26 protein-coding genes and 1 pseudogene are annotated in these 24,476 nt (G+C 70.8%); 19 read left to right on the top strand and 8 right to left on the bottom strand.

Annotated elements, in window-relative coordinates:
- Positions 1-2: 2 nt before the first annotated feature.
- The 11 genes and pseudogenes from cpaB to GLX30_RS13465 all read left to right on the top strand — a co-directional run bounded on the left by cpaB (position 3) and on the right by GLX30_RS13465 (position 8,226).
- The gene (cpaB, locus tag GLX30_RS13515) at positions 3-716 is read left to right on the top strand and encodes a Flp pilus assembly protein CpaB (protein ID WP_159687912.1); all 714 of its coding nucleotides are present in this window, start codon (positions 3-5) and stop codon (positions 714-716) included.
- Positions 717-723: 7 nt separating this feature from the next.
- Entirely contained in the window at positions 724-1,959 is a 1,236-nt protein-coding gene (locus tag GLX30_RS13510) for an AAA family ATPase (protein WP_159687909.1), read from the top strand.
- The gene (locus GLX30_RS13505) at positions 1,956-2,342 is read left to right on the top strand and encodes a pilus assembly protein (protein WP_159687904.1); all 387 of its coding nucleotides are present in this window, start codon (positions 1,956-1,958) and stop codon (positions 2,340-2,342) included. Before GLX30_RS13510 ends, GLX30_RS13505 begins: the two co-directional genes overlap by 4 nt.
- Positions 2,339-2,710, top strand: a complete 372-nt coding sequence (locus GLX30_RS13500; protein ID WP_159687901.1) for a TadE/TadG family type IV pilus assembly protein — start codon at positions 2,339-2,341, stop codon at positions 2,708-2,710. Before GLX30_RS13505 ends, GLX30_RS13500 begins: the two co-directional genes overlap by 4 nt.
- The gene (locus GLX30_RS13495) at positions 2,707-4,113 is read left to right on the top strand and encodes a CpaF family protein (RefSeq protein ID WP_159687898.1); all 1,407 of its coding nucleotides are present in this window, start codon (positions 2,707-2,709) and stop codon (positions 4,111-4,113) included. The genes GLX30_RS13500 and GLX30_RS13495 overlap by 4 nt, the downstream gene beginning before the upstream one ends.
- Positions 4,110-5,048: a type II secretion system F family protein gene (locus GLX30_RS13490; RefSeq protein ID WP_159687893.1), complete on the top strand. Its 939-nt coding sequence runs from the start codon at positions 4,110-4,112 to the stop codon at positions 5,046-5,048. The genes GLX30_RS13495 and GLX30_RS13490 overlap by 4 nt, the downstream gene beginning before the upstream one ends.
- A 27-nt stretch (positions 5,049-5,075) precedes the next feature.
- A complete protein-coding gene (locus tag GLX30_RS13485; RefSeq protein WP_159687890.1) occupies positions 5,076-5,966 on the top strand; it encodes a DUF5936 domain-containing protein in 891 nt (296 codons plus the stop codon).
- A gap of 187 nt (positions 5,967-6,153) precedes the next feature.
- Positions 6,154-6,369 carry a hypothetical protein gene (locus tag GLX30_RS13480; protein ID WP_159695019.1) on the top strand — a complete coding sequence of 72 codons (216 nt, stop codon included), beginning with the start codon at positions 6,154-6,156 and terminating at the stop codon, positions 6,367-6,369.
- Entirely contained in the window at positions 6,366-6,992 is a 627-nt protein-coding gene (locus GLX30_RS13475) for a pilus assembly protein TadG-related protein (RefSeq protein ID WP_159695018.1), read from the top strand. Before GLX30_RS13480 ends, GLX30_RS13475 begins: the two co-directional genes overlap by 4 nt.
- A 27-nt stretch (positions 6,993-7,019) precedes the next feature.
- Positions 7,020-7,616 (top strand): hypothetical protein, encoded by a 597-nt coding sequence (locus GLX30_RS13470; RefSeq protein WP_159687887.1) that lies wholly within the window; start codon positions 7,020-7,022, stop codon positions 7,614-7,616.
- Positions 7,616-8,226, top strand: a pseudogene (locus tag GLX30_RS13465) (OmpA family protein). Before GLX30_RS13470 ends, GLX30_RS13465 begins: the two are co-directional and overlap by 1 nt.
- 110 nt (positions 8,227-8,336) lie before the next feature.
- Here the strand turns inward: GLX30_RS13465 and GLX30_RS13460 are convergent.
- Positions 8,337-8,702 carry a DUF192 domain-containing protein gene (locus tag GLX30_RS13460; protein WP_159687882.1) on the bottom strand — a complete coding sequence of 122 codons (366 nt, stop codon included), beginning with the start codon at positions 8,700-8,702 and terminating at the stop codon, positions 8,337-8,339.
- Between the two features lie 40 nt (positions 8,703-8,742).
- Here GLX30_RS13460 and GLX30_RS13455 point away from each other — a divergent pair, with 40 nt between their 5' ends.
- Both GLX30_RS13455 and GLX30_RS13450 read left to right on the top strand, forming a co-directional pair.
- Entirely contained in the window at positions 8,743-9,468 is a 726-nt protein-coding gene (locus GLX30_RS13455; RefSeq protein WP_167306822.1) for an A24 family peptidase, read from the top strand.
- A 53-nt stretch (positions 9,469-9,521) separates the two neighbouring features.
- A complete protein-coding gene (locus GLX30_RS13450; protein ID WP_159687876.1) occupies positions 9,522-9,926 on the top strand; it encodes a cupin domain-containing protein in 405 nt (134 codons plus the stop codon).
- Between the two features lie 15 nt (positions 9,927-9,941).
- On the opposite strand, the gene GLX30_RS13445 is transcribed toward GLX30_RS13450, so the two are convergent.
- Positions 9,942-11,114, bottom strand: a complete 1,173-nt coding sequence (locus GLX30_RS13445; RefSeq protein ID WP_159687871.1) for a winged helix DNA-binding domain-containing protein — start codon at positions 11,112-11,114, stop codon at positions 9,942-9,944.
- Positions 11,115-11,430: 316 nt separating this feature from the next.
- A complete protein-coding gene (gene mgrA, locus GLX30_RS13440) occupies positions 11,431-12,468 on the bottom strand; it encodes an L-glyceraldehyde 3-phosphate reductase (RefSeq protein WP_159687868.1) in 1,038 nt (345 codons plus the stop codon).
- 107 nt (positions 12,469-12,575) lie between these two features.
- Here mgrA and GLX30_RS13435 point away from each other — a divergent pair, with 107 nt between their 5' ends.
- The 5 genes from GLX30_RS13435 (at position 12,576) to GLX30_RS13415 (ending at position 18,508) form a co-directional block, all read left to right on the top strand.
- A complete protein-coding gene (locus GLX30_RS13435; protein WP_159687865.1) occupies positions 12,576-13,337 on the top strand; it encodes an isoprenyl transferase in 762 nt (253 codons plus the stop codon).
- A 425-nt stretch (positions 13,338-13,762) separates the two neighbouring features.
- Positions 13,763-15,085 carry a PhoH family protein gene (locus GLX30_RS13430; RefSeq protein ID WP_159687860.1) on the top strand — a complete coding sequence of 441 codons (1,323 nt, stop codon included), beginning with the start codon at positions 13,763-13,765 and terminating at the stop codon, positions 15,083-15,085.
- A gap of 403 nt (positions 15,086-15,488) precedes the next feature.
- On the top strand, positions 15,489-16,208 hold the full coding sequence (locus GLX30_RS13425; protein WP_208545411.1) for a transglycosylase SLT domain-containing protein: 720 nt from the start codon (positions 15,489-15,491) through the stop codon (positions 16,206-16,208).
- 159 nt (positions 16,209-16,367) lie between these two features.
- Positions 16,368-17,720 carry an AI-2E family transporter gene (locus GLX30_RS13420; protein WP_159687854.1) on the top strand — a complete coding sequence of 451 codons (1,353 nt, stop codon included), beginning with the start codon at positions 16,368-16,370 and terminating at the stop codon, positions 17,718-17,720.
- Positions 17,717-18,508, top strand: a complete 792-nt coding sequence (locus GLX30_RS13415; protein ID WP_159687851.1) for a hypothetical protein — start codon at positions 17,717-17,719, stop codon at positions 18,506-18,508. The genes GLX30_RS13420 and GLX30_RS13415 overlap by 4 nt, the downstream gene beginning before the upstream one ends.
- A 67-nt stretch (positions 18,509-18,575) precedes the next feature.
- Here the strand turns inward: GLX30_RS13415 and GLX30_RS13410 are convergent, their stop codons facing one another.
- Positions 18,576-19,109, bottom strand: coding sequence for an alkyl hydroperoxide reductase (locus GLX30_RS13410; RefSeq protein WP_159687848.1), 534 nt, complete (start codon positions 19,107-19,109; stop codon positions 18,576-18,578).
- A 6-nt stretch (positions 19,110-19,115) separates the two neighbouring features.
- Entirely contained in the window at positions 19,116-19,670 is a 555-nt protein-coding gene (locus tag GLX30_RS13405) for a peroxiredoxin (RefSeq protein ID WP_159687845.1), read from the bottom strand.
- A gap of 137 nt (positions 19,671-19,807) precedes the next feature.
- On the opposite strand from GLX30_RS13405, the gene GLX30_RS13400 reads away from it, so the two are divergent.
- On the top strand, positions 19,808-20,746 hold the full coding sequence (locus tag GLX30_RS13400; RefSeq protein WP_159687842.1) for a LysR substrate-binding domain-containing protein: 939 nt from the start codon (positions 19,808-19,810) through the stop codon (positions 20,744-20,746).
- Positions 20,747-20,771: 25 nt separating this feature from the next.
- Here GLX30_RS13400 and GLX30_RS13395 read toward each other — a convergent pair whose 3' ends face one another.
- The 3 genes from GLX30_RS13395 to GLX30_RS13385 are packed head-to-tail and all read right to left on the bottom strand — an operon-like array spanning position 20,772 to position 24,396.
- The gene (locus GLX30_RS13395; protein WP_244258136.1) at positions 20,772-23,192 is read right to left on the bottom strand and encodes an ABC transporter permease; all 2,421 of its coding nucleotides are present in this window, start codon (positions 23,190-23,192) and stop codon (positions 20,772-20,774) included.
- Entirely contained in the window at positions 23,189-23,875 is a 687-nt protein-coding gene (locus tag GLX30_RS13390; RefSeq protein ID WP_159687839.1) for an ABC transporter ATP-binding protein, read from the bottom strand. The genes GLX30_RS13395 and GLX30_RS13390 overlap by 4 nt, the downstream gene beginning before the upstream one ends.
- Positions 23,872-24,396 (bottom strand): PadR family transcriptional regulator, encoded by a 525-nt coding sequence (locus tag GLX30_RS13385; RefSeq protein ID WP_159687836.1) that lies wholly within the window; start codon positions 24,394-24,396, stop codon positions 23,872-23,874. The genes GLX30_RS13390 and GLX30_RS13385 overlap by 4 nt, the downstream gene beginning before the upstream one ends.
- Positions 24,397-24,476: the final 80 nt, after the last annotated feature.

Below are 24,476 nucleotides of genomic sequence, written 5' to 3'. Positions count from 1 at the left end.
CCATGAATTCACGGCAGCGCCGCGGCGTTCTCCTGATTCTGCTCTCGGTCGTCTGCGGCATCGCCGCGTTCGCCGGCGTGCTCACCGTGATCGCCGACGTGAACTCGAAGGTCGGACCCGAGACCACCGCCTACCGCGTCAAGAGCGACATAGCCCCCTACACACCGCTCGAGGCCGGGCAGTTCGAAAAGGTCTCGATACCCGAACGCTGGCTGTCCCGGAGCGCGGTGACCGACCTCGGCCTACTGCGGGACAAGATCGCCGTGACGGAGCTGCGTAGCGGGTCCCTGCTCCAGAGCGACATGATCGTGCAGAAGCCGGAGCTGGAGAGCGGCCAGCAGGAGATCGCCATCATGATCGACGCGGCGACCGGCGTGGCCGGAAAGATCCGGCCGGGCAACCTGGTCAACATCTTCGCCACCTTCGCCGCGCAGAACGACTCCGGCACCGACCAGTCCCGGCTCATCGTCGCGAACGCCAAGGTCATCGACGTCGGGGAGCTCACCGCCCTCGAGCGCAGGAGCGGCGACCGCACCAACGCCCCCCGCGAGGCGGTGCCGATCACCTTCGCGCTGAACACGGCCGACGCCCAGCGCGTCGCCTACGCCGAGTCCTTCGCCGAACATGTGCGCCTGGCCCTGCTGCCCGACGGGAGCCCCACCACCCTGCGGCCCGGCGACGGCAGCTACGACCTCTCAGAAGACAAGAACAAGTGAGGGCCGGATGACGACGCGTATCCTCCCCGCCGTCGGCGACCCCGACGCCGCCCGGTCCATCGTCAGCCTTCTGGGCCGGCTCCCCGACGCGGAACCGGCACCGCCGGTCGGCGACTCGACCTCGCTGGTCGACATGCTGGCCCGGCTCGCCGCGGAGTCGCTCGACGAACTACCGGAAGTCGTCCTGGTCCACGAGCGCATCGGGCCGCTGCCCGCCCTCGAGCTGATCCGGGACGTCGCCCTGCGTTTCCCGGCCGTCGGCGTCGTGCTCGTCACCGCCGACACCGGCCCGGGCCTGTACTCGGCGGCCATGGACTCCGGCGCCCGCGGCCTCGTCGCCCTGCCTCTCGTGTACGAGGAACTGGCGCAGCGCGTCCAGGCGGCGGCCGGCTGGGCGGCGGGCGTACGCCGGCACCTCGGCCACGGTCCGGAGGCGGCGTACGGCGGGCCGGGCGGCACCGTCGTCACCGTGAGCGGCGCCAAGGGCGGCGTCGGCACGACCGTCACGGCGATCCAGCTCGCCCTGGCGTCGGCGGCGTCCGGTCACTCCGTCGCCCTCGTCGACCTCGACCTCCAGGGCGGTGACGTCGCCTCGTACCTGGACGTCCAGTTCCGCCGCTCCATCGTGGACCTCGCCGCCATCCGGGACATCGGCGCCAGGGTCCTCCAGGACGCCGTCTTCAGCCACGAGACGGGCGTGGCCCTGCTTCTCGCCCCGGCGGAGGGCGAACGCGCGGAGGACGTCAGCGACCGGCTCGTCCGGCAGACCCTCGGCGCACTGCGCCAGCGTTACGAGATGGTCGTCGTCGACTGCGGCACGCAGGTCAACACCGCCAACGCCGCCGCGATCGAGTCGGCCGACACCACCCTGCTGCTGACCCTGCCGGACGTGGTGACCGTACGGGCCACCAAGCGGATGGTGCGGCTCTGGGACCGGCTCCAGATCCGTAAGGCGGAGGAGACGATCACCGTCGTCAACCGCCACACGCGGACGACGGAGATCCAGCCGCCGCTCGTCTCGAAGATCACCTCCACGAGGGTGGCACGCACGGCGATCCCGGCGAACTTCAAGGAGCTCCAGGGCGCCGTCGACGCCGGCCGTATGCAGGACCTCGAGGCCAAGTCGTCCGTCAGGCAGGCCATGTGGGCCCTGGCGGGCGAGTTGGGACTGGTCAAGGACGTGCAGGGGGACGCGAAGCAGAACCGCTTCGGGGCCGGACGCCGGCACGGGCGCGCGAAATGACAGCGCCCGCCCCGCGCATAGGGGACGACCGTGGCCAGTCGCTGATCGAGTTCACCGGCATGGTGCCGATCATCCTGGTGACGCTGGCCGTCCTGTGGCAGTCGGCGCTCGTCGGCTACACGTTCGTCCTCGCGGGCAACGCGGCGGACAAGGCGGTGGCCGCGGGGACGCGGGCAGAGGGCGGCGGCGCGGCGGCCTGCGCGGCAGCCGCGGAGGAGGACCTGACCGGCGGCTGGTCGGCGGCCGTCAGCTGCGGACCGGACGGAGACCTGTACAAGGCCGAGGTCTCCCTCGAGGTGCCGCTGCTGTTCCCCGGCGTCAACCTCCCGATCACGGTCACGGGCCGGGCCGGCGCGGCGGCCGAGTGGAGGGCCGGGCCATGAGACGCCGGGACCTCCGCGACGACCGCGGCCAGAGCGCCGTCGAGTACGGCGGCTGGCTGTTCCTGCTGCTCTTCGTGATGACGATCGCGGTGCAGGTGGGCCTCGCCGTGTACGCGGCCCAGCAGGCCGGCACCGCGGCCCGCGCCGCGGCGCGGGTGGCCGCGCAGGAGGAGGCGACGACCAGCCCGCAGGCCGCGGGGCAGCAGGCGCTCAGCTCCTGGCTCGACGCCTCCGTCGCCACCAGCCAGGACGGCGACGCGGTCACCGCCGACGTGACGGTCACCATTCCCGGCGTGGTCCCCGGCATCAGCTTCGGCACCGTCACCAAGTCCGCCACCATGCCCCTCGACAGGGAGTCGACACGATGAGCCTGCGCGCACGCATCCAGCGCATCGACGGCCCCGAGCCGGCGAACGGCCAGAGCGAGGAGAGCCGGCTCGTCGGCGTCTACCGCGCCAAGCTCCTCGAGGAGATCGACCTCGCCGAGATGTCCACCCTCGCCGCCGCCGAACGCCGCGTCCGCCTGGAGCGCGTACTCGGCCACATCATCAGCCGCGAGGGCCCCGTCCTGTCCACCGGCGAGCGCTCCCACCTCGTCCGGCGGGTCGTCGACGAGGCGCTCGGCCTCGGCATCCTCGAACCGCTCCTCGAGGACGCGTCCATCAGCGAGATCATGGTGAACGGCCCCGAACAGGTCTTCGTCGAACGGGACGGTCGGCTGGAGCAGTTGCCGCTGCGGTTCTCCTCCACCGAGCAGCTGATGCAGACCATCGAGCGCATCGTCTCCACCGTCAACCGCCGTGTCGACGAGGCGAACCCCATGGTCGACGCCCGGCTCCCCAGCGGGGAGCGCGTCAACGTCATCATCCCGCCGCTCTCCCTGACCGGCCCGGTGCTGACCATCCGCCGCTTCCCGCGCGCCTACACCCTCCAGGAGATGATCGGCCTCGGGTCCCTGGACGAGCACATCCTGATGCTGCTCGCGGGCCTGGTGCGCGCCAAGTTCAACGTGATCGTCTCCGGGGCGACCGGCACCGGCAAGACCACCCTCCTCAACGCCCTGTCCGGCCTCATCCCGGACGGCGAACGCATCGTCACCATCGAGGACTCCGCCGAACTCCGGCTCCAGCAGACCCATGTGATCACCCTGGAGTCCCGCCCCGCCAACGTCGAGGGCAAGGGCCGCATCACCATCCGCGACCTCGTACGCAACTCCCTGCGCATGCGCCCCGACCGCATCATCGTCGGCGAGGTCCGCGGCGGGGAGACCCTCGACATGCTCCAGGCCATGTCCACCGGCCACGACGGCTCGCTCGCCACCGTCCACGCCAACAGCGCGGAGGACGCGCTGATGCGGCTCCAGACACTGAGCTCCATGTCCGAGGTCGAGCTCCCGTTCGTGGCCATCCACGACCAGATCAACAGTGCCGTCGACGTCATCGTCCAGCTCACCCGGCACGCGGACGGGTCACGCCGGATCACCGAGATCGCCGTCGTCGACTCGTACGGCCGCGAGGACTACCGTTTCGTGACCGTCTGCCGCTTCGAGGCGGAACCGCCGGCCGGGGACGGGCGCGTGAACGGCAGGTTCCGGTACTTCCCGCTGCCCCGGCGGGTCGCGGAGCGCCTCTACATGGCGGGCGAGGCGATCCCGCCGGCGTTCGGCGTCGGCGAGTCGCAACTGGAGCTCGCCACCCGGGTGCCACGGGGCCTCAGCCCGGTGCCCGACCCCCGCACCGGCCACTCACCGGAAGGGCACCGCCCGCGATGAACCTGCCCCTGGTGACACTCGGCGTCACGCTGCTCGGCTGCGTACTCGCCGTCCTCGGCGTGCGCTCCTGGTCGGTGGGCCAGGCGCAACGCCAAGCCCTGATCGACCGTATGTCGCAGTCAGGACCGCTCGCCCTCGAGAGCGGCCGCCGGCGCCGTTTCGCGGGAGTGGACCGAAGACTGCGCGGCACCCGACTCGGCCGGCGCATCGAGCGGAGCATCTCCGCGACCGGCCTGGAACTGACCGCCGGGGAGTACGCCGTCTACGTCGTGGCCGCCCTGCTGGCGCTCTACTTCGTCGTCGGCTCGGTGTTCGCGCCCTTCTTCGGGCTGCTCGCCGTCCTGATCGGCGTCTGGGGCGCGAACGGCTTCCTCGACTGGCAGCGGGCCAAACGCACCGAGGCGTTCATCAGCCAGCTCCCCGAACTCACCCGGGTGCTCGCCAACGCCACCCAGGCCGGGCTCGCCCTGCGCACCGCGATCGGCATGGCCGTGGAGGAGCTCGACGACCCGGCGCGCGAGGAACTGCGCCGCGTCGCCGACCAACTGGCCCTCGGCCGCTCCCTCGACGACGCGCTCGGCGACCTCGCCGAACGCCTCCCGTCACGCGAACTCACCGTGCTGGTGTCCACCCTGATCCTGTCCAACCGGGCGGGCGGCACCATCGTCACCTCGCTGCGCAACCTCACCGAGACCCTGGAGGAACGCAAGGAGACCCGGCGCGAGGTCACCACGCTCCTCTCCCAGGTCAAGGTGACGGCGGTGGCCGTCCCGGTCCTCGGCCTCGGCTTCCTGCTCGTCGTCAACGGCATGCGGGACGGGGCACTGGAGGACATGACCGGCGCACTCGGCGGCCGCATCGCCGTACTGATCGCCGCCGGGCTGTACGCGCTCGGCTTCATCCTCATCAACCGGCTCACCCGCGTCCGCATCTGAGACCTGACCAGAGGGGAGGAGACCCACATGCTCGGACTGGCCCTGGCCGCCGTGATCGGCGTCGCCGTCGCCGGCGTCTTCCACGGCATACGCATGTACCGGGCGGAGGCCAGGCTTCCCGGCGACCTCGCCATCGCCCTGGAGGTCGGCGCCACCCGCACCAGCTACCCGGGCATGGCCATCGACCGCCTCGGCATGCGCTGGGCCCCGTCGGTCCAGCGCCTGATGGGCCCGCGTCGCGTCGACCGCGTCCGCCGCAGGCTGGACATGGCCGGCAACCCCGGCGGCCTGACGGTCGACCGGTACGCGGCCCGCCGCGCCGTGTACGGGGTTCTCGGCGGGCTCGTCGCCTTCGGGATGCTCATGAACGGGCAGGTCGTCCTCGCCGTCCTGTTCCTGCTCTACGGCCTGTTCTGGACCGACGTCCTGCTCCGGGCGGCCATCGCCCGCCGCCGGGACGACATCGAACGGACCCTGCCGGACTTCCTCGACGTACTCGCCGTCGTCGTCTCCGCCGGCCTCGGCTTCCGGCAGGCCCTGGAGCGCGTCGCGGAGAAGTACCGGGGCCCCTGGTCCGACGAACTGCGCATCACCCTCCGGCAGATGGACATGGGCATGGGCCGGCGCGAGGCCTTCGAGCAACTGCGCCGCCGCAACGAGTCGGAGCAGGTGTCCATGTTCGTCTCGGCGCTCCAGCAGGGTGAGGAACTGGGCGCCCCGATCGTCGACACCCTGATCCAGATCGCCAACGACATGCGCAGGACGGACGCCCAGAACGCCAGAAGGAAGGCGGCGAAGGCGGTCCCGAAGGCGACGCTGATCGTCACGAGTTTCATGCTGCCCGGAACGATGATCCTGATCGTGGCGGGCTTCTACTACGCGGCCGACGTGGACTTCGGCGCGATCTTCGGAGGCTGACGGGGGAGGTGGCTGCGATGAACGGTTCACGAGCGATTCGACCAACGGTCTTCGCTCACGCAAGCGAATGTGGGAGATTCTCCTCGGAGGCCCGGCGTAGCCGGGAGACTCCATGGAGTGATCAGCGGCGAGGGAGGCCGGACCGACATGAACCAGCGGTCCGTCGAAGGGGAACGAGGGGTACGCCATGAGGGACTTCGGCCTGCACAGGCTCGCGGCTGCGATCGGACTCCGCCGGGACGGACTCCGCGACGATCGGGGACAGGGCTCGATCGAGTACGTCGGGATCACGATTCTTGTGGTGGCGATCGTGGTGCTGCTGCTGAACACGAACATGGGCGCCGAGATCGCGAACACGTTCACCGAAAAGATCAATTCGGTTCTTGGCGGCGGTGGCGGCTGAGCTGTTCGGGGACAGACGATGACGGCCAGGCGACCCCGCTCTACATGGCAGCCGTGGTCGGTCTTCTCTTTCTCGTCCTTGTGTACCTCGCATTCGGCCAAGCCGATGTGACCCGCAACGGCACGCAGACCGCGGCCGACGCGGCCGCACTGGCAGCAGCCCAGGAATCAAGGGATCAGCTTGAACTGACGGACCTTCTCGACGACCTGGAGGCACTCCTTGACGGCGAGGTACCGGCAGGTACCCCGGACGGTTGCGCGCGGGCTGCCGACTTCGCCGGCCGGAACGAAGCCGTGGCCGACGGCTGCACTCCGCTGAACGACGGCCGATGGGGCTTCACCGTCAACGTCGAGTCCCAGGAATCGATGGGCGACAGCATCATCGAGGGGACCGGCAGCAAGCACGCCACTGCTCGTGCCACCGCGGTCGTCGAACCGCGCTGCACCTTCACGCCTGGGCAGAGTGCGCCCGCGGAGCCTGGCGAAGGAGACGATGAAGACGAGCAGAAGCCCTTGCCGGGCAAGCTGCTCTGCGACTCCGACGAGTGGGTCGTCGACCCCGAAGAACCTGATCTGCTGCCCGACATGGCAGACCTTTTCACCGTCCGACTGGCCGAGGACTGAGCCGATGAACGCAAAGGAACAGGATTGATGAGCAAGCGGCACATGGGGACCAGGCGCCGGGCTGCGGCAGCTGTGCTGTCGTCCGCCTTGATCCTCACTCTGTCGGCCTGTGGCGGTGACGGTGACGGTACGAGCCCGAAGGGTTCGTCGTCACCGGCACCTGCCGGTTCCAAGGGTGGAGACAAGGCCGGCTCCACCCCGGAGTCGGCACCCAGTACACCGAGCGAGCCCATCGCAACGGTCAAGGGCGACAAGGGGGTGGAGATGTCCGTGTTCTCGGCACGAAGGGACGAGGGCGGCTTCTTGACCCTGGACGGCGTCATCAAGAACACCGGGGCGGAGCAATTCACCACCCCCGTCCAGTGGAGCGGATTGGAGCAGTCCGTCGCAGCCACCGGTCGCTCGTTCGCCGGCATGACCCTCGTCGACTCGGCCGGCAAGAAGCGGTACTACGTGCTGCGCGACACGGACAACCGACCGCTCACCACCTACGCATACCGCACCCGCATGGAGCCCGGTGACTCCCTCACCTTCTTCGCCCAGTTCCCCGCGCCACCGGCGGGCACCACACAGCTCGCCCTCCAGTTCCCCGGCTTCCCCAGCACCACGATCGAGCTGTCGTGATGCGCCCCGCGACCAGGGTCACCGTGACCGCCGCCGTCCTCGCGGGGGCGCTCTCCGCCGGCCTGCTCGCCGGCGGCAGCGCCTTCGCCGACGACGGCCCCTACGCGGCGCCGCCTGCCGAGGCGCCCGTCAAGGTCGACGCCGACGACTCGGACCTGAAGCTCCCGAGGGCGCGACGCTCGCCGAGCCGAAGGTCATCGACATCAAGTCCGTCGTCGAGGACATCAGCGGTGAGGAGCGCCGCGAGGAGACGAACTCCGACATCAAGTTCGCCCTCCAGGCCGAGGTCCTCTTCGGCAAGGACAGCTCCAAGCTCTCCGGCGAGGCCACGTCCCGTATCTCGGCGATCGCCGTCGAGATCAAGAAGCAGAACGCCAAGAAGATCCGCGTGTTCGGCTTCACGGACGACCTCGGCACCGAGGCGCACGGCGACAAGCTGTCGAAGGAGCGCGCCGACGCCGTGCACAGCGTGCTGTCGCAGCAGTTGAGCGCCGAGGGGATCGCGTACGAGATCCGCGGCTACGGCGAGGACTATCCGATCGCGAGCAACACGTCGGAGGAGGGCCGCCGCAAGAACCGCCGCGTCGAGGTGTCGTTCCCCAGGGAGTGACGATCACGACGGAGTGACCCTTACGACGGAGTGACGGTCACGCTTCGTACTGGCTCTCCGCGACCGGTCCGAACGCCCTGGAGATGAACGCCCGTACCGCCCCCGGCGGGTCAGGACGGAACGGTGATCCCGACCGTGCCGCCCCGCCGAACCCCCCACTCCGCCAGCGCCCCCGCCGCCGCCTCGAGCACATGGCGGGCGCGCGGTCGCGGCATGCCCACGCGACCCGGGGGCATGGTGCGGACGCTGAGGACGCGCAGATCGCGGTCCAGGTAGGCCACGTCGATGGTGAAGCGCATCCCCACCGAGTGGACGCTGCCGCACGGGGTCAGGAGCATCCCGCCCTCGATGCCGTCGCGGCCGAGGAGGCCGCGGCGCCGGGTCCGGTACGTGGCTGCGATCTCGACCTCGGCGACGGGGCGGCCGTCGATCGTCAACGTCCCTGTTCCGTCACGCCATCGGCGTCCTCGTCGCATGGCCTCCACCGTAGTGCGCGGTCCGGCTTACGCTCGGTGCGTGGACGCAGCGCTGATCGTCGTCGCCGCCCTGTGGGGTGCGGGCACCGGACTGCTCTGCCCGCGGGCCGCGTACCGGCTGTCCGTCGGGGCGGGCGAGCCATGGCGGGACGCCTGCCCGGCCGGGCACGTGTACGCGGGGCCGGGGGGCGGGTGGTTCGGTGGCGTCTGCTGCGCGGCTCCCGTCCCGGCGCGGCTCGCGGCGCCGCTCGTCACGGCAGCCGCGTGCGCCGTTCTCGCCGCGGCGACGGGCGCGCGGCCGGAGTTGGCGGCCTGGCTGGTGCTGGCGCCGTTCGCGGTGCTGCTGGCGCTGGTCGACCTGAGGGTGCGGCGGCTGCCGGACCGGCTGACGCTTCCGCTGGCCGGCGCGGCCGCGGCGCTGCTCGGGGTGGCCGGGCTGTCGCCGGGGGCCGGCGGGGCGTGGACCACGGCCGTGCTGGGCGGACTCGTGCTGGGCGGCGCGTACTTCATGCTGTTCTGGATCCACCCCGGCGGCATGGGGTTCGGGGACGTGAAACTCGCGCTCGCACTCGGCGTCGTACTCGGCTGGTACGGCTGGGCGGTGCTCTTCGCGGGTGCGTTCGCCGGCTTCCTGCTCGGCTCGCTGTACGGGCTCGGGCTGGTCGCCCTGCGCCGCGCGAGCCGCAAGAGCACGATCCCCTTCGGACCGTTCATGCTCGTGGGGGCGCTGGCCGGTGTCGTCCTGGGGGCGCTCGCGGCCGCCTGAGCCGCTGCGAAAACGCGCGACACGGCCGCCCCCGGGCGCGCAGAATCGGCCCCATGGATGCCATCGCGAAGAAGCCCGTCAACCTCACCGAAGCCCTCGCCTCCTTCGACGACGTCTACAGTCCGCGCATCGTCGCCCGTATGAACGACTACGACGTCCGGGTCGCGCACACCCTGGGCGACCATGTGTGGCACGTGCACGAGGACACGGACGAGTTCTTCCTCGTCCTCGACGGGCGGTTCGACATCGCCCTGCGCGCGGCTGACGGCACCGAGTCCACCGTCGAGCTGCGCAAGGGCGACACCTTCGTCGTGCCCAAGGGAACCGAGCACAGGCCCACCTCGACCGGCGGCTCCATCCTCATGTTCGAGCCGTCCGGAACGAGCTCGACGGGCGACCGGCACGAGGGCGAGCTCCCCGGCAACGTCGACAGCACGACCGGCCACGAGCTGACCTGACGAGGGGGCGGCGGTTCACGCGTGCGGCCCGACCGTCACCGTGCCGACCGTCAGCTCGGCGCGGCCCTCCAGGGCCGCGCCCACCCGCTCGGCCTCCCGGGCCAGTTCGGCGCGTGCCGCTGCCCGCTCCAGCGCCTCGCCGACCGGCTCCACCGTCACCGCGACACGTCTGCCCGAGCGGCGCTGGTGCCAGACGCCTGCCACGACCCCGTCCACCAGCACCACCGGGTAGTTGCCGGCCTGGCCCCCGGCCAGCGCCCGCCCGTGAGCCGCGCCCGGGAACAGCCGGTCCCGCGGCCGGCAGGCGATGGCGTACGCGTCGAAGTAGGGGAGGAGACGCACGCCCCGCGCCGGTTCCGGATCGGGGAACGCGGCGTCGCCCCGGGCGACCCACGCCGGGGCGCCCTCGAAGGTGACCTCCTCGATCCTGTCCCCGGCCGCCAGGTCCGTGAAGAGCCGGCCCGACCAGGCCGGCGGCGCTCCGAGCCACCGGGCGAAGTCCGAGGGTGTGGCGGGCCCGTACGCGCGCAGATAACGGTGCACGAGTTCGGGCAGAGCATCCCGCCCGTCCATCGGCGTGACCCCGGGGCTGGTGTAGGTGACGTTGCGCCCGCGGTTCGGGCCGAAGGCGAGCGCGCCGCGATGCGCGGCGGTGTGCGTGATCTGCCGCCAGCGCGGCCACTTGTCCTGGAAGGCGTCCACCACCCGCTCGCCCGCCCACGGCCCGGTGCGGTCGACGATCGCCTCCGTCAGTTCGTCGACGGTGAGCGGTTCGCCGGCCAGCGCGTCACGGACGGCCGCGACGACCTCGTCGGTCTGCTCAGGTGTCATTCGTACGCCGTCCGGCCACGGGTTCTTTCCGGCGGGCACCGCAGACAGCGCGCCGGTCCACATCGGCAGGTCGGCCGTGGGCAGCAGATGGACGGTGCCGCGCGGGCCGTACGTCTTCACCAGCGTCCGGTCCGTCCACAGCGCGTGACGTACGTCCGCCCGGGTGGCGCCGGGCGCCAGCCGCAGGGCGACGGACAGCTCCCCGGCGGACAGCACCTGCGCGTGGGCGCCGAGCATCGCGCCGGCGACGGCGGCGGAGGAGGTGAGGCCCGGGGACCCGGGGGCGGCCAGCCCCTGACGGCCCAGCCGCCGGGCGTTCGCCTGCGGCCATGTCACATCGGCGGTCTTCTTCGTCATACCGGCGACGCTAGGACCCATACAGGTCAGATGCTGTCCTCTGTGCCCGCTGGCCCCGTCCCGTTCGATCGCTCGACCGTACGTGGGCCCGTTCGTCAATGCGGCGCCTCGCGGCCGGGGTCCCCCGTGGGAGGTACGGCCCGGCCGCTCCCGGCCCGCTGCCGCACCGCCCCACGCCCTCCACGGCGAATTCCGGCGCTCCTTCCGGCATGGCGTGGCACCGCGCACCGCTTACGAAGGGTTATGGTGGAAACCCCCCTCGGGCCGGTCCGTATCCCCCCACGGACCGGCCCGTTTTATGTTTCCTCCCGACCCCTCAGCCCCGGTCGGCCCAGATGTTCGTGCCCTTCGTGTCGACCGCGAAGGTGTCGATCTCCTCCAGCTCCGCCTGTGTCAGGGGCGCCCCGGCCAGCGCCGCGACGTTCTCCTCGAGCTGCTTCACGCTCGACGCGCCGATGAGCGCGGACGTCATCCGCGGGTCGCGCAGCACCCACGAGATCGCCAGCTGGGCCAGCGACTGGCCACGGCGCGCGGCGATGTCGTCGAGTCCGTTGAGCCGGCGCACGACCTCGTCGGACAGCAGGTTCGGGTCGAGCGACTTGCCCTGGGTGGCCCGCGAGCCCTCCGGGATGCCCTTCAGGTACTTGCCGGTGAGCAGCCCCTGCGCGAGCGGCACGAAGGAGATGCACCCCATACCGGCGCTCTCCAGGGTGTCCAGCAGGCCGTCGTTCTCGATCCAGCGGTTGATCATCGAGTACGAGGGCTGGTGGATGAGCGCCGGGACACCCATCTCCTTCAGCAGCCCGGCCGCCTCCGCGGTCTGCTCCGCGTTGTAGGAGGACACGCCCACGTACAGCGCCTTGCCCTGCTGCACGGCGGATGCAAGCGCTCCCATGGTCTCCTCGAGCGGAGTCTCCGGGTCGAAGCGGTGGGAGTAGAAGATGTCGACGTGGTCGAGGCCCATCCGCTTCAGGGAGGCGTCCAGCGACGACAGCAGATACTTGCGCGAACCCCACTCGCCGTACGGGCCGGGGTGCATGAGATAGCCGGCCTTCGTGGAGACGACGATCTCGTCCCGGTAGCGGGCGAAGTCCTGCGCGAAGATCCTGCCGAAGTTCAGCTCGGCGGACCCGGGCGGCGGTCCGTAGTTGTTCGCAAGGTCGAAGTGGGTGACGCCCAGGTCGAAGGCGCGGCGCAGGATCGTGCGCTGCGAGCCGAGGGTGCGGTCGTCGCCGAAGTTGTGCCAGAGGCCGAGGGAGAGTGCGGGCAGCTTGAGGCCGGAGCGGCCGCTGCGGCGGTACTCCATGGACCCGTAGCGGTCGGCGTCGGCAAGGTAATAGGGGGAATCAGTCACGCTTCCCTCCTTATCACGGACTTGTGACACACCGGGTTGGGCCGCCGTGCCCGGCCCGCAGTAAGGTTGCGCCTTCGGGGACTGCCGCTTGGAGGGGTGTAAGAACTGTGAACCTGCGCGACCTGGTGTACAGGCTCTACGCACGCCGGGTGGAAGGCCGCCTCGACCATGCCCAGGTGCCCAAGCACATCGGTGTCATCCTCGACGGCAACCGCCGCTGGGCGAAGGCCTCCGGCGGCACGGCCGCACAGGGACACCAGGCCGGTGCCGACAAGATCTCCGAGCTGCTGGGCTGGTGCGCGGAGACCGACGTCGAGGTCGTCACCCTCTGGCTGCTGTCCACGGACAACTTCGACCGCCCCGAAGAGGAGCTCAAGCCGCTTCTCGGCATCATCGAGAACACGGTGCGCAACCTCGCCGCCGACGGGCGCTGGCGGGTGCACCACGTGGGCACACTGGACCTGCTGCCCGACCACACGCAGCGGGTGCTGAAGGAGGCCGAGCAGGCCACGGCGGGCGTCAAGGGAATACTGGTCAACGTCGCCGTCGGCTACGGCGGGCGCCAGGAGATCGCGGACGCGGTCCGTTCGCTGCTGCTGGAGCACGCGGAGAAGGGCACGAGTTTCGAGGAGCTCGCCGAGATCGTCGACGTCGAGCACATCTCCGAGCACCTGTACACACGGGGTCAGCCGGATCCCGACCTGGTGATCCGCACCAGCGGGGAGCAGCGGCTCTCCGGGTTCATGCTCTGGCAGAGCGCACACTCCGAGTACTACTTCTGCGAAGTCTTCTGGCCGGCGTTCCGTAAGGTCGACTTCCTGCGCGCACTGCGCGACTACGCGGCCCGCCACCGCCGCTACGGCGCCTGACCGCGGCCGCTTCCCCCTGAGAACCGGGCCGCTGCCCGGCCCCCTTCACGCTCCGCCCGGAACCGCCGCGTCGCCGGCCCCCGCGCGGCGCGGCAGCCGCGCGCCCCCTCGACGCGCCTCGTCACCGCACGTTCATCCGGCTGACGCCCGCCCTGCCGGCATGGCCGCAGGTGTTCGAGGGCATACCTCTTGCAGGTCGACGTCCGATCCACGAACGTCGGATCTCAGTGAGCGGCTCACGCCGCCCACCCGGGAGGCCCTTTGCACACGACGAAGGACTGCACCAGCGGTGCGGACCACGCGGAGGGCCGGCGCTCGGCCCGCGCATCGTGGCCTGAGCCCGGCCCGTCTCCCGCTTCGGCGGGAGGACCCATGGCCCGCGACGCCGTCGCACCCCGACCTCGTCCGAGGGGGTACGTCCTTCCGTGGTGAACAGCACAAAGCGCCGTATGAACGACCGGCGCACCTACGTTCTCGACACCAGCGTCCTGCTGGCGGACCCGAAAGCCATGAGCCGCTTCGACGAGCACGAGGTCGTGCTCCCCGTCGTCGTGGTGACGGAGCTGGAGGCCAAGAGGCACCATCCGGAGCTCGGCTACTTCGCCCGCCAGGCGCTGCGCCTGCTGGACGACTTCCGGGTCCGGTACGGCCGCCTCGACTCTCCGCTGCCCATCGGGGACCTCGGTGGCACGCTGCGTGTCGAGCTCAACCACTCGGATCCCGGCGTACTGCCGGCCGGTTTCAGGCTGGGGGACAACGACTCACGGATTCTGGCCGTCGCGCGCAACCTCCAGGCGGAGGGGTACGACGTCACGGTCGTCTCCAAAGACCTGCCGCTGCGCATCAAGGCGTCCTCGGTCGGTCTGCTCGCGGAGGAGTACCGCGCGGAGCTGGCCATCACCGACACGGGCTGGACGGGCATGACCGACCTGCCCCTGACGGCGGAGCAGGTCGACCTGCTGTACGGCGAGGAGACGCTGTACGTACCGGAGGCGGCCGATCTCCCCGTCCATACCGGTCTGGTGCTGCAGTCCGAGCGCGGCAAGGCGCTGGGGCGGGTCACGGCCGAGGGCAACGTCCGCCTGGTGCGGGGCGACCGCGAGGTGTTCGGCATCCACGGGCGCAGCGCCGAGCAGCGCATCGCCCTCGATCTGCTCCTCGACCAGGACGTCGGCATCGTCTCGCTCGGCGGCCGGGCCGGCACCGGCAAGTCGGCGCTGGCACTGTGCGCGGGCCTCGAGGCGGTCCTCGAGCGCAGGCAGCACCAGAAGGTGATGGTCTTCAGACCGCTCTACGCGGTGGGCGGGCAGGAGCTCGGCTATCTGCCGGGCACCGAGGCCGAGAAGATGAGCCCGTGGGCGCAGGCGGTCTTCGACACGCTGTCCGCCGTCGCGGGCCGTGAGGTCATCGAGGAGGTCCTGAACCGGGGCATGCTGGAGGTCCTGCCGCTGACGCACATCCGGGGCCGTTCCCTTCACGACGCGTTCGTCATCGTCGACGAGGCCCAGTCGCTGGAACGGAACGTACTGCTGACGGTTCTGTCCCGTATCGGGGCGAATTCCCGGGTCGTCCTCACACATGACGTGGCTCAGCGGGACAACCTCCGGGTCGGCCGCTACGACGGAGTCGTCGCCGTGGTGGAGAAACTGAAGGGTCATCCGCTGTTCGCGCATGTCACCCTCACTCGCTCGGAGCGTTCCCAGATCGCCGCATTGGTGACCGAAATGCTGGAGGACGGGCACATTTGATCTGATAGGCCCCAGGGGCCTATCTGGCAAAAAGGGCAAGTCAGTTGACGTCGCCCGGCGAAGCGCAAGAGCGTAGCCGGGCGGCGTCGTGCTGTCCGCCGATTCCTCCAAAAGCCCAGGCTCAAACGGGGTGTGAGCTTTCACACGCAACGAAGAATTGCCTTGCGGCCTCGGCCTGCGGCAGAGTCTTGCTTCCGTCAGGCCCCGCATGCGACACATCCGCACCACAGTTGGTGCACAGCAACACACAATTCAAGACATGTCAGTCGCATGCCGCCCGCGAGCACAATGCGGCAGCTCCCCCCGGGGAGTTGCCCACCGGGCCCGCGCCTCCCGTGACCCGATCAGTGGGGAGGCCAGCGTCAGGGGCAAGATTTCGCTCGCGGGGTCACCTGTGCGGGCGATGCTGGAAGGAAACCGTGTGAGCCGGATCTCGGTCCGGGGATTCGCAGTGGCTTCGGCTACTGCGGTCACCACCGTCGGCGCCGTCGTCGGCGTCGCGTCGGGCAACACTCAGCCCTCGGGCGACAACCTCGAGGCGACTGCCGCCGACGCGACGCTTCTCGCGGACATTCCCATGGGCGAGCAGGCCCAGATCCAGGTGTCGTCCCTGACGCAGCAGGCCGATGCACAGGCCGCTGCCGCGGACGCGGCTGCGAAGAAGTCCGCCGAGGAATCGGCACGCCTCCAGGCTGCCGAAACCGCCAAGGCGAAGAAGGAAGCCGCCGAGGAGAAGGCGAAGAAGGAGCGCGAGGAGGCCGCGGCCGCCGAGGCCCGCGCCAACCGCGACGCCGTCCGCGACGCTTCGAGCTTCTCCACCCAGGCGTCCTACACCATCGCCGAGGTCAAGGCGATGGCACGCCAGATGGTGCCCGCCGACCAGTTCCAGTGCTTCAGCAACATCGTGGACCACGAGTCCAGCTGGAACTACCGCGCGCAGAACCCGTCTTCCGGTGCGTACGGTCTCGTCCAGGCGCTGCCGGGCTCCAAGATGTCGACGGCAGGCGCCGACTGGCAGACCAACCCGGCCACCCAGATCAAGTGGGGCCTGAACTACATGGACAGCCGCTACGACAGCCCGTGCGGCGCCTGGTCGTTCTGGCAGGCGAACCACTGGTACTAGTCGGCCTCCGGTCCGCCGGTCGCTCAACTTTTCGGAGCCCCTCACCGTCCTACGGTGAGGGGCTCCGTGCGTGTACGGTCTCAATCCGGTACTCCCCGGGCGGGGGACACCCGTGCCTCGAGGGGCGCAGGGGAGAGTGGCGGGGGAAGAGGAAGCATCATGTCGAAGGTTCCAGGATGGCTCGGCCGAGTGGGCGCCGGGCTGACCCGGATGGGAGAGCGGTTGGAGGAGCGCCGTAACGAGGGCGCCCCGGACACCGACGACGAGCTGCTCGGCGGCGCCCCGCGGTCCCCGGAGAGCGTTCCCCCGCCGCCGGCGTACGCACCCGCCGTGTCGGCGAGACCCGACCCGGTCGCCGCCATCCCCTGGGGGATGCGCGTCGCGGCGGAGGCGGGCTGGCGGCTGCTCGTACTGGCGGGCACCCTCTGGGTGTTGATGCGGGCGATCAGCGCCGTGCAGCTGGTGGTGCTGGCGTTCGCGGCCGCCTTGCTCGTCACCGCGATGCTTCAGCCGACCGTCGTCCGGCTGTGCAGGCTCGGCCTCCCGCGGGGCTTCGCCACCGCGGTGACGGCGATCCTCGGCTTCGTCGTCATGGGCCTGGTCGGCTGGTTCGTGGTGTGGCAGGTGATGGACAACCTGGACAACCTCTCCGACCGCGTCAGGGACGGCATCGACGAGCTGAAGCGCTGGCTCCTGGACAGTCCGTTCCATGTGACGGAGAGCCAGATCAACGACATCGCGCAGAACCTCAGCGACACCATCGGGACCAACACCGAGGAGATCACCTCGGCCGGTCTCCAGGGTGTGAGCGTGATGGTCGAGGTGGTCACCGGGATACTGCTGGCGATGTTCTCCACGCTGTTCCTGCTGTACGACGGCAGGCGTATCTGGGAGTGGGTGCTCAAGCTCGTCCCCGCGCAGGCGCGGGAGGGCGTCGCCGGCGCCGGACCGCGTGCCTGGCGCACCCTGACCGCGTACGTCCGCGGCACGGTGATAGTGGCACTGATCGACGCGATCTTCATCGGCCTCGGGATCTACTTCCTCGATGTGCCGCTCGCCGTGCCGCTCGCCGTGTTCATCTTTCTCTTCGCCTTCATCCCCCTGGTCGGCGCGGTCGTCTCCGGTGCTCTCGCGGTGGTCGTCGCGCTGGTCACCCAGGGCGTGTTCACGGCGCTCATGGTGCTGGTCGTCGTCCTCGCCGTCCAGCAGATCGAGGGCCATGTGCTGCAGCCGTTCATCCTGGGCCGCGCGGTGCGGGTGCACCCGCTCGCCGTGGTGCTCGCCGTGGCCTGTGGTGGTCTGACCGCCGGTATCGGCGGCGCGGTGGTGGCGGTCCCGCTGGTCGCCGTGACCAACACGGTCGTCGGCTATCTGCGGGTGTACGGCAGGGAACAGGCGCTGCGCCACTCCCCGCCGCCGCACGGCTCGACGTCCCTCGACGCGGCGGCGGCGACGGCCGCGGCGGAGGAGGCCCGGCCCGCGCAGGGCCGGACACCTGAGGAGCCGGAGTGATCTCTGAACCGGAAATGGTGCCGGAGGGGTACTTCGGCGCGGCCGAGCTCCCGCAACAGCGCGTGGCCGCCGACGACGTCGTGACGGAGGGACAGGGCCAGGGACCGGGCGGTCCGCGCCGCGCCCGTCCCGCCTGGTTGTGGGCACTCGGCGGCGCGGTCGTCGCGTCGGCGGTGTGGGCCGGCGGCCTGTATGTGCACGCAACCGCCGAACCGGACCTCGGGGGGTACCGCGAGAGCCGGAACCTGTGCCTGGACGCGGAGTTGAACGCACTGACGGCCGCGATCGGCGAGCGGGTGGACCAGGGCTCGGCATGGCGCAGTACGCACGAGAGCCTCGACGACGTGTCGTGCTACATCGAGATGAGGCCGCAGGGGTACGAGCTCCCGACCGACGAGGACGGGAACGAGCTGGGCTCGCTGCCGAGCGTCTCCGTGGGCTACACCCTGCACAAGAAGACGGACCCCGGCCCCGAGTTCGAGGGGATGATGGCCGCCCGGCACACGGCCGTCGAGGACACGGCCGTCGACGACGCGGCCGTCGACGACGCGACCGGTGCCGACGGAACGACGGCACTGCGGCGTGTCGACGGTCTCGGTGAACTGGCCTTCGTCGTCCGGGACAGCGGCGGCGTCACTCTGGAAGTGCTGGACGGCCAGGCGGTGGTCTCCCTGTCGACGACCAGCGACTGGGACGCGGAGACCGGCGAGCCGCTCACCGACGTGAGCGACTTCGAGCCGATGCTGGTCGAGGACATGAGGGCCCTGCTGGCCAGGCTGAAGAGCTGACGGCACGCAGAAGGGCCCCGCCCGACCGGAAACGGTCGGGCGGGGCCCTTCTGCGTGTGCGCGAGGACTACTCGGACATGACGGCCTCTGCGTCCAGCGTCGTACCCACGGCCTGGATCACCGCGGCGATCTTGACGGCCTCCTGGACCGTCTCACGGTCCACTCCGGCCTTGCGCAGCACCTGCTCGTGGGAGTCGAGGCACTGGCCGCAGCCGTTGATGGCGGAGACGGCGAGCGACCACAGTTCGAAGTCGACCTTCTCCACACCGGGGTTGCCGATGACGTTCATCCGCAGACCGGCGCGGAGCGTCCCGTACTCCGGGTCCGACAGCAGGTGCCGGGTCCGGTAGAAGACGTTGTTCATCGCCATGATCGCGGCGGCCGACTTGGCGGCGGCGTACGCCTCGGGCTTGAGGTTGGCCTTCGCCTCCGGCTCCAGCTCACGCAGCACCCGCGGCGAACGCGAGGCGATCGCGCAGGCCAGGACGGTGCCCCACAGCTGCTGCTGGGGAAGCTCGCTGTTGCCGATGACCGAGCCGAGGTTCAGCCTCAGGTCCTTGGCGTAGTCCGGTACGGCGGCCTTCAGTTCATCGAGAGCCATGTGGCATCACTCGCCCGACAGCAGCGCGACGGGGTCGAGGGTGTTCTCGCCCTTGGTCCAGTTGCACGGGCACAGCTCGTCGGTCTGCAGGGCGTCCAGCACCCGCAGGACCTCCTTGGGGTTACGGCCGACGGACCCGGCGGTCACCATGGTGAACTGGATCTCGTTGTTCGGGTCGACGATGAAGACGGCGCGCTGCGCGAAGCCGTCCTCGCCCTCGATGCCCAGGTCGCGCATGAGCTCGTGCTTCGAGTCGGCCATCATCGGGAAGGGCAGGTCACGCAGGTCGGCGTGGTCCTTGCGCCAGGCGTGGTGGACGAACTCGGAGTCGCCGGAGAAGCCGAGGATCTGGGCGTCACGGTCGGCGAACTCGTCGTTCAGCTTGCCGAACGCGGCGATCTCGGTCGGGCAGACGAAGGTGAAGTCCTTGGGCCACGCGAACACGACCTTCCACTTGCCCTCGTAGGACTTGTGGTTGATCTGCTCGAACTCCTCGCCGCTCTCCAGCGAGACGCAGGCAGTCAGCTCGAACGTGGGGAACTGGTCACCGACAGTGAGCACGCGCTCTCCTTGCAAACAGGAATTCCCTTTTGGGGGCATCCGGTGGGGTTGGACGGATCTTGATAGTGGCACAGAGTGCATTGATCGCGGAAATAGCTAGACTCGGTCATCGCGATCGGAGGTACCTATCAGTGGTCATGTCAAACAGGGGCAAACAGCCGAGCCTCGCACAGCTGCGCGCCTTCGCGGCCGTGGCGGAGCATCTTCACTTCCGGGACGCGGCGGCTGCAATCGGGATGAGCCAGCCCGCGCTGTCCGGTGCCGTCTCGGCGCTCGAGGAGGCACTCGGTGTCCAGCTCCTCGAGCGTACGACGCGCAAGGTGCTCCTCTCCCCGGCCGGGGAGAGGCTCGCGGTCCGGGCCAGGGCCGTGCTGGAAGCCGTCGGCGCGCTCATGGACGAGGCGGAAGCGGTACGGGCGCCGTTCACGGGCGTACTGCGGCTGGGCGTGATCCCGACGGTCGCACCGTATCTGCTGCCGACCGTCCTGAAACTGGTCCACGAGCGGTACCCGGACCTCGATCTCCAGGTCCATGAGGAGCAGACCTCGTCCTTGCTGGAGGGGCTCGGCGCGGGGCGGCTGGACCTGCTGCTGCTGGCCGTGCCGCTCGGGGTGCCCGGAGTCACCGAACTGCCTCTGTTCGACGAAGACTTCGTCCTGGTCACCCCCGAGGACCACTGGCTCGGCGGCCGTCAGGACATCCCGCGCGAGGCGCTGCGCGAGCTGCATCTGCTCCTCCTCGACGAGGGCCACTGCCTGCGGGACCAGGCCCTCGACATCTGCCGCGAGGCGGGCCGCACCGAAGGCGCCCCCGTGACCACGACCGCCGCGGGACTCGCCACGCTCGTCCAGCTGGTCGCGGGCGGCCTCGGCGTGACGCTGCTGCCGCGGACGGCCGTCGATGTGGAAACCGGCCGCGCCGGCCGCCTCCAGACCGGCTGGTTCGCCGATCCCGCGCCGTCACGCCGGATCGCGCTGGCGATGCGGTCGGGCGCCGCCCGGGGCGGCGAGTTCGAGGAGTTCGCGAAGGCGCTGCGGGAGGCGATGGCCGCACTGCCGGTGCGGGTCGCGCCCTGAGACGACGGACCGCACCGGGCGGGCGTCACTCCGTCCGGAGGCCCCCCGGGCGGATCAGCCGGACGAGCACCGGCACGCTCAGCAGCGTCACCACGAGGATCAGGCCCGCGCCCATGCCGGCGACCGGGAGGAACGGTCCCCAGTGCGTGACCGGCTTCCCGATAATCCGCAGCATCGCCGTACCCAGCCCGATGCCGGCCGCGACCGCCATCGCCGTACCGAGCACCACCAGGACGGCCGTCTGCAACAGCACCGACCAGGCCAGCGTGGCGCGGCCGGTGCCGAAGGCCACCAGGACCGCCAGCAGCCGCCTGCGTTCCCTGAGCTGTTCGATCTGGGCCACCGCCATCGACGCCGCGATCAGCCCCATCGTCGCCGTGGCGGCTGCCAGCAGCCCGGTCCGTACACTCTCGTACTGACGGTCCCGTTCGATCTTGTGGATGGTCCGGACCAGGACCGGGGCGTCGATCCGTGCGGCGGCGTTGCGTACGAACTCCCTCGCGTCCGGCACGCTCTCGTCGATCTGCACCTGCGCCGTGGTCCAGGCGCCGGGGAGAGCCGACACGTCCACGGCGCCCGGTGTCGCGAAGATGCCGGTGTGCTCCTCACCCACCGGGTCGGGGCGCGCCATCACCGTGGGTGACCGCTCCGGCAGGGTCCACAGCATCGGCGCGGACCCGTCGAACGGGGTGTCGCTGTTGAGGTTCACCGGCCTGCCCTTCCGGGCGGTCCTGTCGATCCAGTCGGACGCCGGCTCGTCACGTGCGCTGTGCACGACGAACGTGTCGCCGTCCGCGCAGGAGCGGATCCGCGCCAGTTCCCGCAGGGTGGGGCAGTCGCCGACCGTCAGCGCGGTCGTCGGCCGGATGTCCCCCTCGGCGACGGGCTCCGGGGACACCACGTATGCCTCCACCGTGCCGATCACGCCCCGCACGCCTTCCGTGGCACGGAACTCGGTGATCATCTCGCCGGCCAGTTCACCGCTCGGGAACTCGGCGGAGACGGTCAGCTGCGCCCGCTCGGAGTCCTGTCCGGTCACGCGGTTGAAGTCGTCGTGCACCGCGGCGAACACCATCTGCAGCGCTGTCGCTCCCGCCACCGCGACCGTGATGCCGCCCACCGCCCTGGTCGCGGAGGTGCTGCCCAGCTGGAGCCGGCGCACGGCCAGCTGCCACGCCACCGGGCCGCGGCCGAGCCGCCGGACGACGGCGTCGACGAGCCAGGGCAGCAGCGCGGTCAGCGAGAACAGCACCAGCAGCGTCCCCGCGGCGACCGGCCACGGTTCGACGACCTCCGGGTCCTGGCCGACGGTGCCGGTCGCCAGGAGCACGGCCAGCCCTGCCGGCAGCATCAGCAGGCGCCACCACAAGCGGCCGCGGCGCGGCGCCGACCGCCGTACGACACCCAGCGGCTCGACCGTCACGGCGCGCATCGCCGGCAGCGTCACCACCACCGACACGACCGGCACGGCGAGAAGGATCAGCGCGCCGAGCCAGGGCACCGGTACGACGTCGGAGGGGAAGGCGCTCAGGTCCCACACCCGCACGGAACCGGCGATCAGCCGCCCCCCGGCGAACGCCGCGGCACCGACGGCCAGTCCGAGCACGGCGCCGAACAGCGCCTCTCCGGCCGCGATCCAGCGGGTCGTCCGGGCGTCCGCACCCACCAGACGCAGGGCGGCGAGCCGCCGGTCGCGCTGTTCACCGCCGAAGCGGACGGCGGTCGCGATGAAGACGGTCACCGGTACCAGCAGCACCACGCACGCCAGGACGACGACGACGATGAGCACGGGGGCCATCGGATCCCCGCCGCCCCGTGTGCCGTACCCGTCGACCCGCACACCGCCGGTGTCGGTGGTGAGGGTGGAACTGCCCGCGTAGAAGCGCAGTTCACCCGGATCCAGAAGCCCGGTTTCGCCGATCAGGCCCACCGTGCGGTGGTTCAGACGTTCCTTCAGCAGCCTTCCCTCGGGGGAGGCCAGCAGATCGGCGAGCGCGGGGGAGACGTACATCTCGCCGGCCGCCGGGGCGCGGTCGAGGCCCGGCGGGAGCGCCGGAGCCGCTCCGTCCGGCCGCAGGATCTCGCCGCCGACGGTCTGCGTGCGGTAGTCGGTGTCGGCGGGCGCCGTGACCACGCTCGTCGCGGAGACCGGAACCTGCCTGCCCATTCCCGGTCCGACGGCGGTCCTGGCAGCGGTACGGCTGTCCCGGGCGTCCATCATCTGCGGTACGGACGCGGCGATGAGCAGCAGCCCGACCCCGAGCCCCACGCCGAGGGCGGTCAGCGCGGTGCGGGTCGAACCCTCACGGCCGCCGGAGACCGCGAAGCGGATGCCCATGGCGAGGTCCCGCAGCCGTGCGGCCGGCCCGCGGTGCGGACGCTGCGCGGGGTGCGGCAGGACCGGTGCGGCGGATGCGGGGTGCGGCTCGTGCCGGGTCGTGCTCATACGACCCGCTCGGGGTCGCGTGCCCTGCCGTCACGGACGACGATCTCCCGGTCCGAATAGGCGGCGACGCGCGTCTCATGGGTGACGAGCACGACGGCCGTGTTCCGCAGGCGGGCCGTGTCGGTGAGCAGTGACATCACCCGCTCGCCGTTGAGGGTGTCCAGGGCGCCCGTGGGTTCGTCGGCGAAGACCACCTTGGGAGAGGCGACCAGCGCGCGGGCCACCGCGATCCGCTGCCCCTGCCCGCCGGAGATGTCGCCGGGCCGCTTGCGGGCGGTGTCCCCGACCTCGAGCCGCTCCAGCCACTCCTGCGCCGTGCGCTCGGCCTCCTTGCGCTTCACGCCGCCGAGCCGCAGTGGCAGCGCCACGTTCTCGACGCAGCTCAACTCCGGGACCAGCTGGCCGAACTGGAACACGAACCCGAAGTCCGAGCGGCGCAGCGCGCTGCGCTCCGTGTCCGACAGGCCGGTGATCTCACGGCCCGCGTAGGTGACGGAGCCGGCGTCGGGCCGGACGATGCCGGCGAGGCAGTGCAGCAGGGTCGACTTACCGGAACCGGACGGTCCCATGACGGCGACGACCTCGCCGGGATGGACGGAGAACGAGGCGTCGTCGAGGGCGGTGGTGGATCCGAAGGTCTTGCGCAGGCCGTCGGCGACGAGCAGGGAACCGGCGGGGATCACGCCCGGACCTCCGAGGCGAGCTGGTCGAGTCGCGCGGCGGTCAGTTCCAGCCAGCGCAGGTCGGCTTCCAGGTGGAACAGGGCGTGGTCGCAGATCAGCTGGTCGGCGAGGTCGCCGCGGCGCTTGCGGTCGGTGAGGATCCGCATCAGCCGCAGATGCTCCGCGCGCTGGCCGTCGAGCAGCTCGGCGGCGCTGCGGCCGGTGAGCAGGGCGAGGACGACCTTGGTGTAGAGCGTCGACTGAAGGTACGGCTCCGGCTTCTCGGGCCGGGCGAGCCACCGCTCGACATCGGTGATCCCGGCGTCGGTGATGGCGTACCGCTTCCGCTCCGGCCCGCCTCCGGACTCGACTCCGTCGACCTCGACGAGACCGTTCTTCAGGAGCCGGGACATGGTCGAGTAGACCTGCCCGTAGTGCAGCGGGCGGTCCTGCCCGAACCGCTCGTCGAAGGCCCGCTTCAGGTCGTAGCCGTGGCGGGGGCCGGCCTCGAGGAGGCCGAGGAGAGTGTGACCGATGGACATACGGGCCACTGTACTCAGGGTGTATACCCGTCGTGTATAGCGGGGGCGCCCCCGATCCCCGGTCCCCGGCCCGCGATCGT

Origin of the sequence: Streptomyces sp. Tu 2975 (genome assembly GCF_009832925.1) — a bacterium.
GTDB lineage: Bacteria > Actinomycetota > Actinomycetes > Streptomycetales > Streptomycetaceae > Streptomyces.
This window is presented reverse-complemented; position numbering and strand designations above follow the sequence as displayed.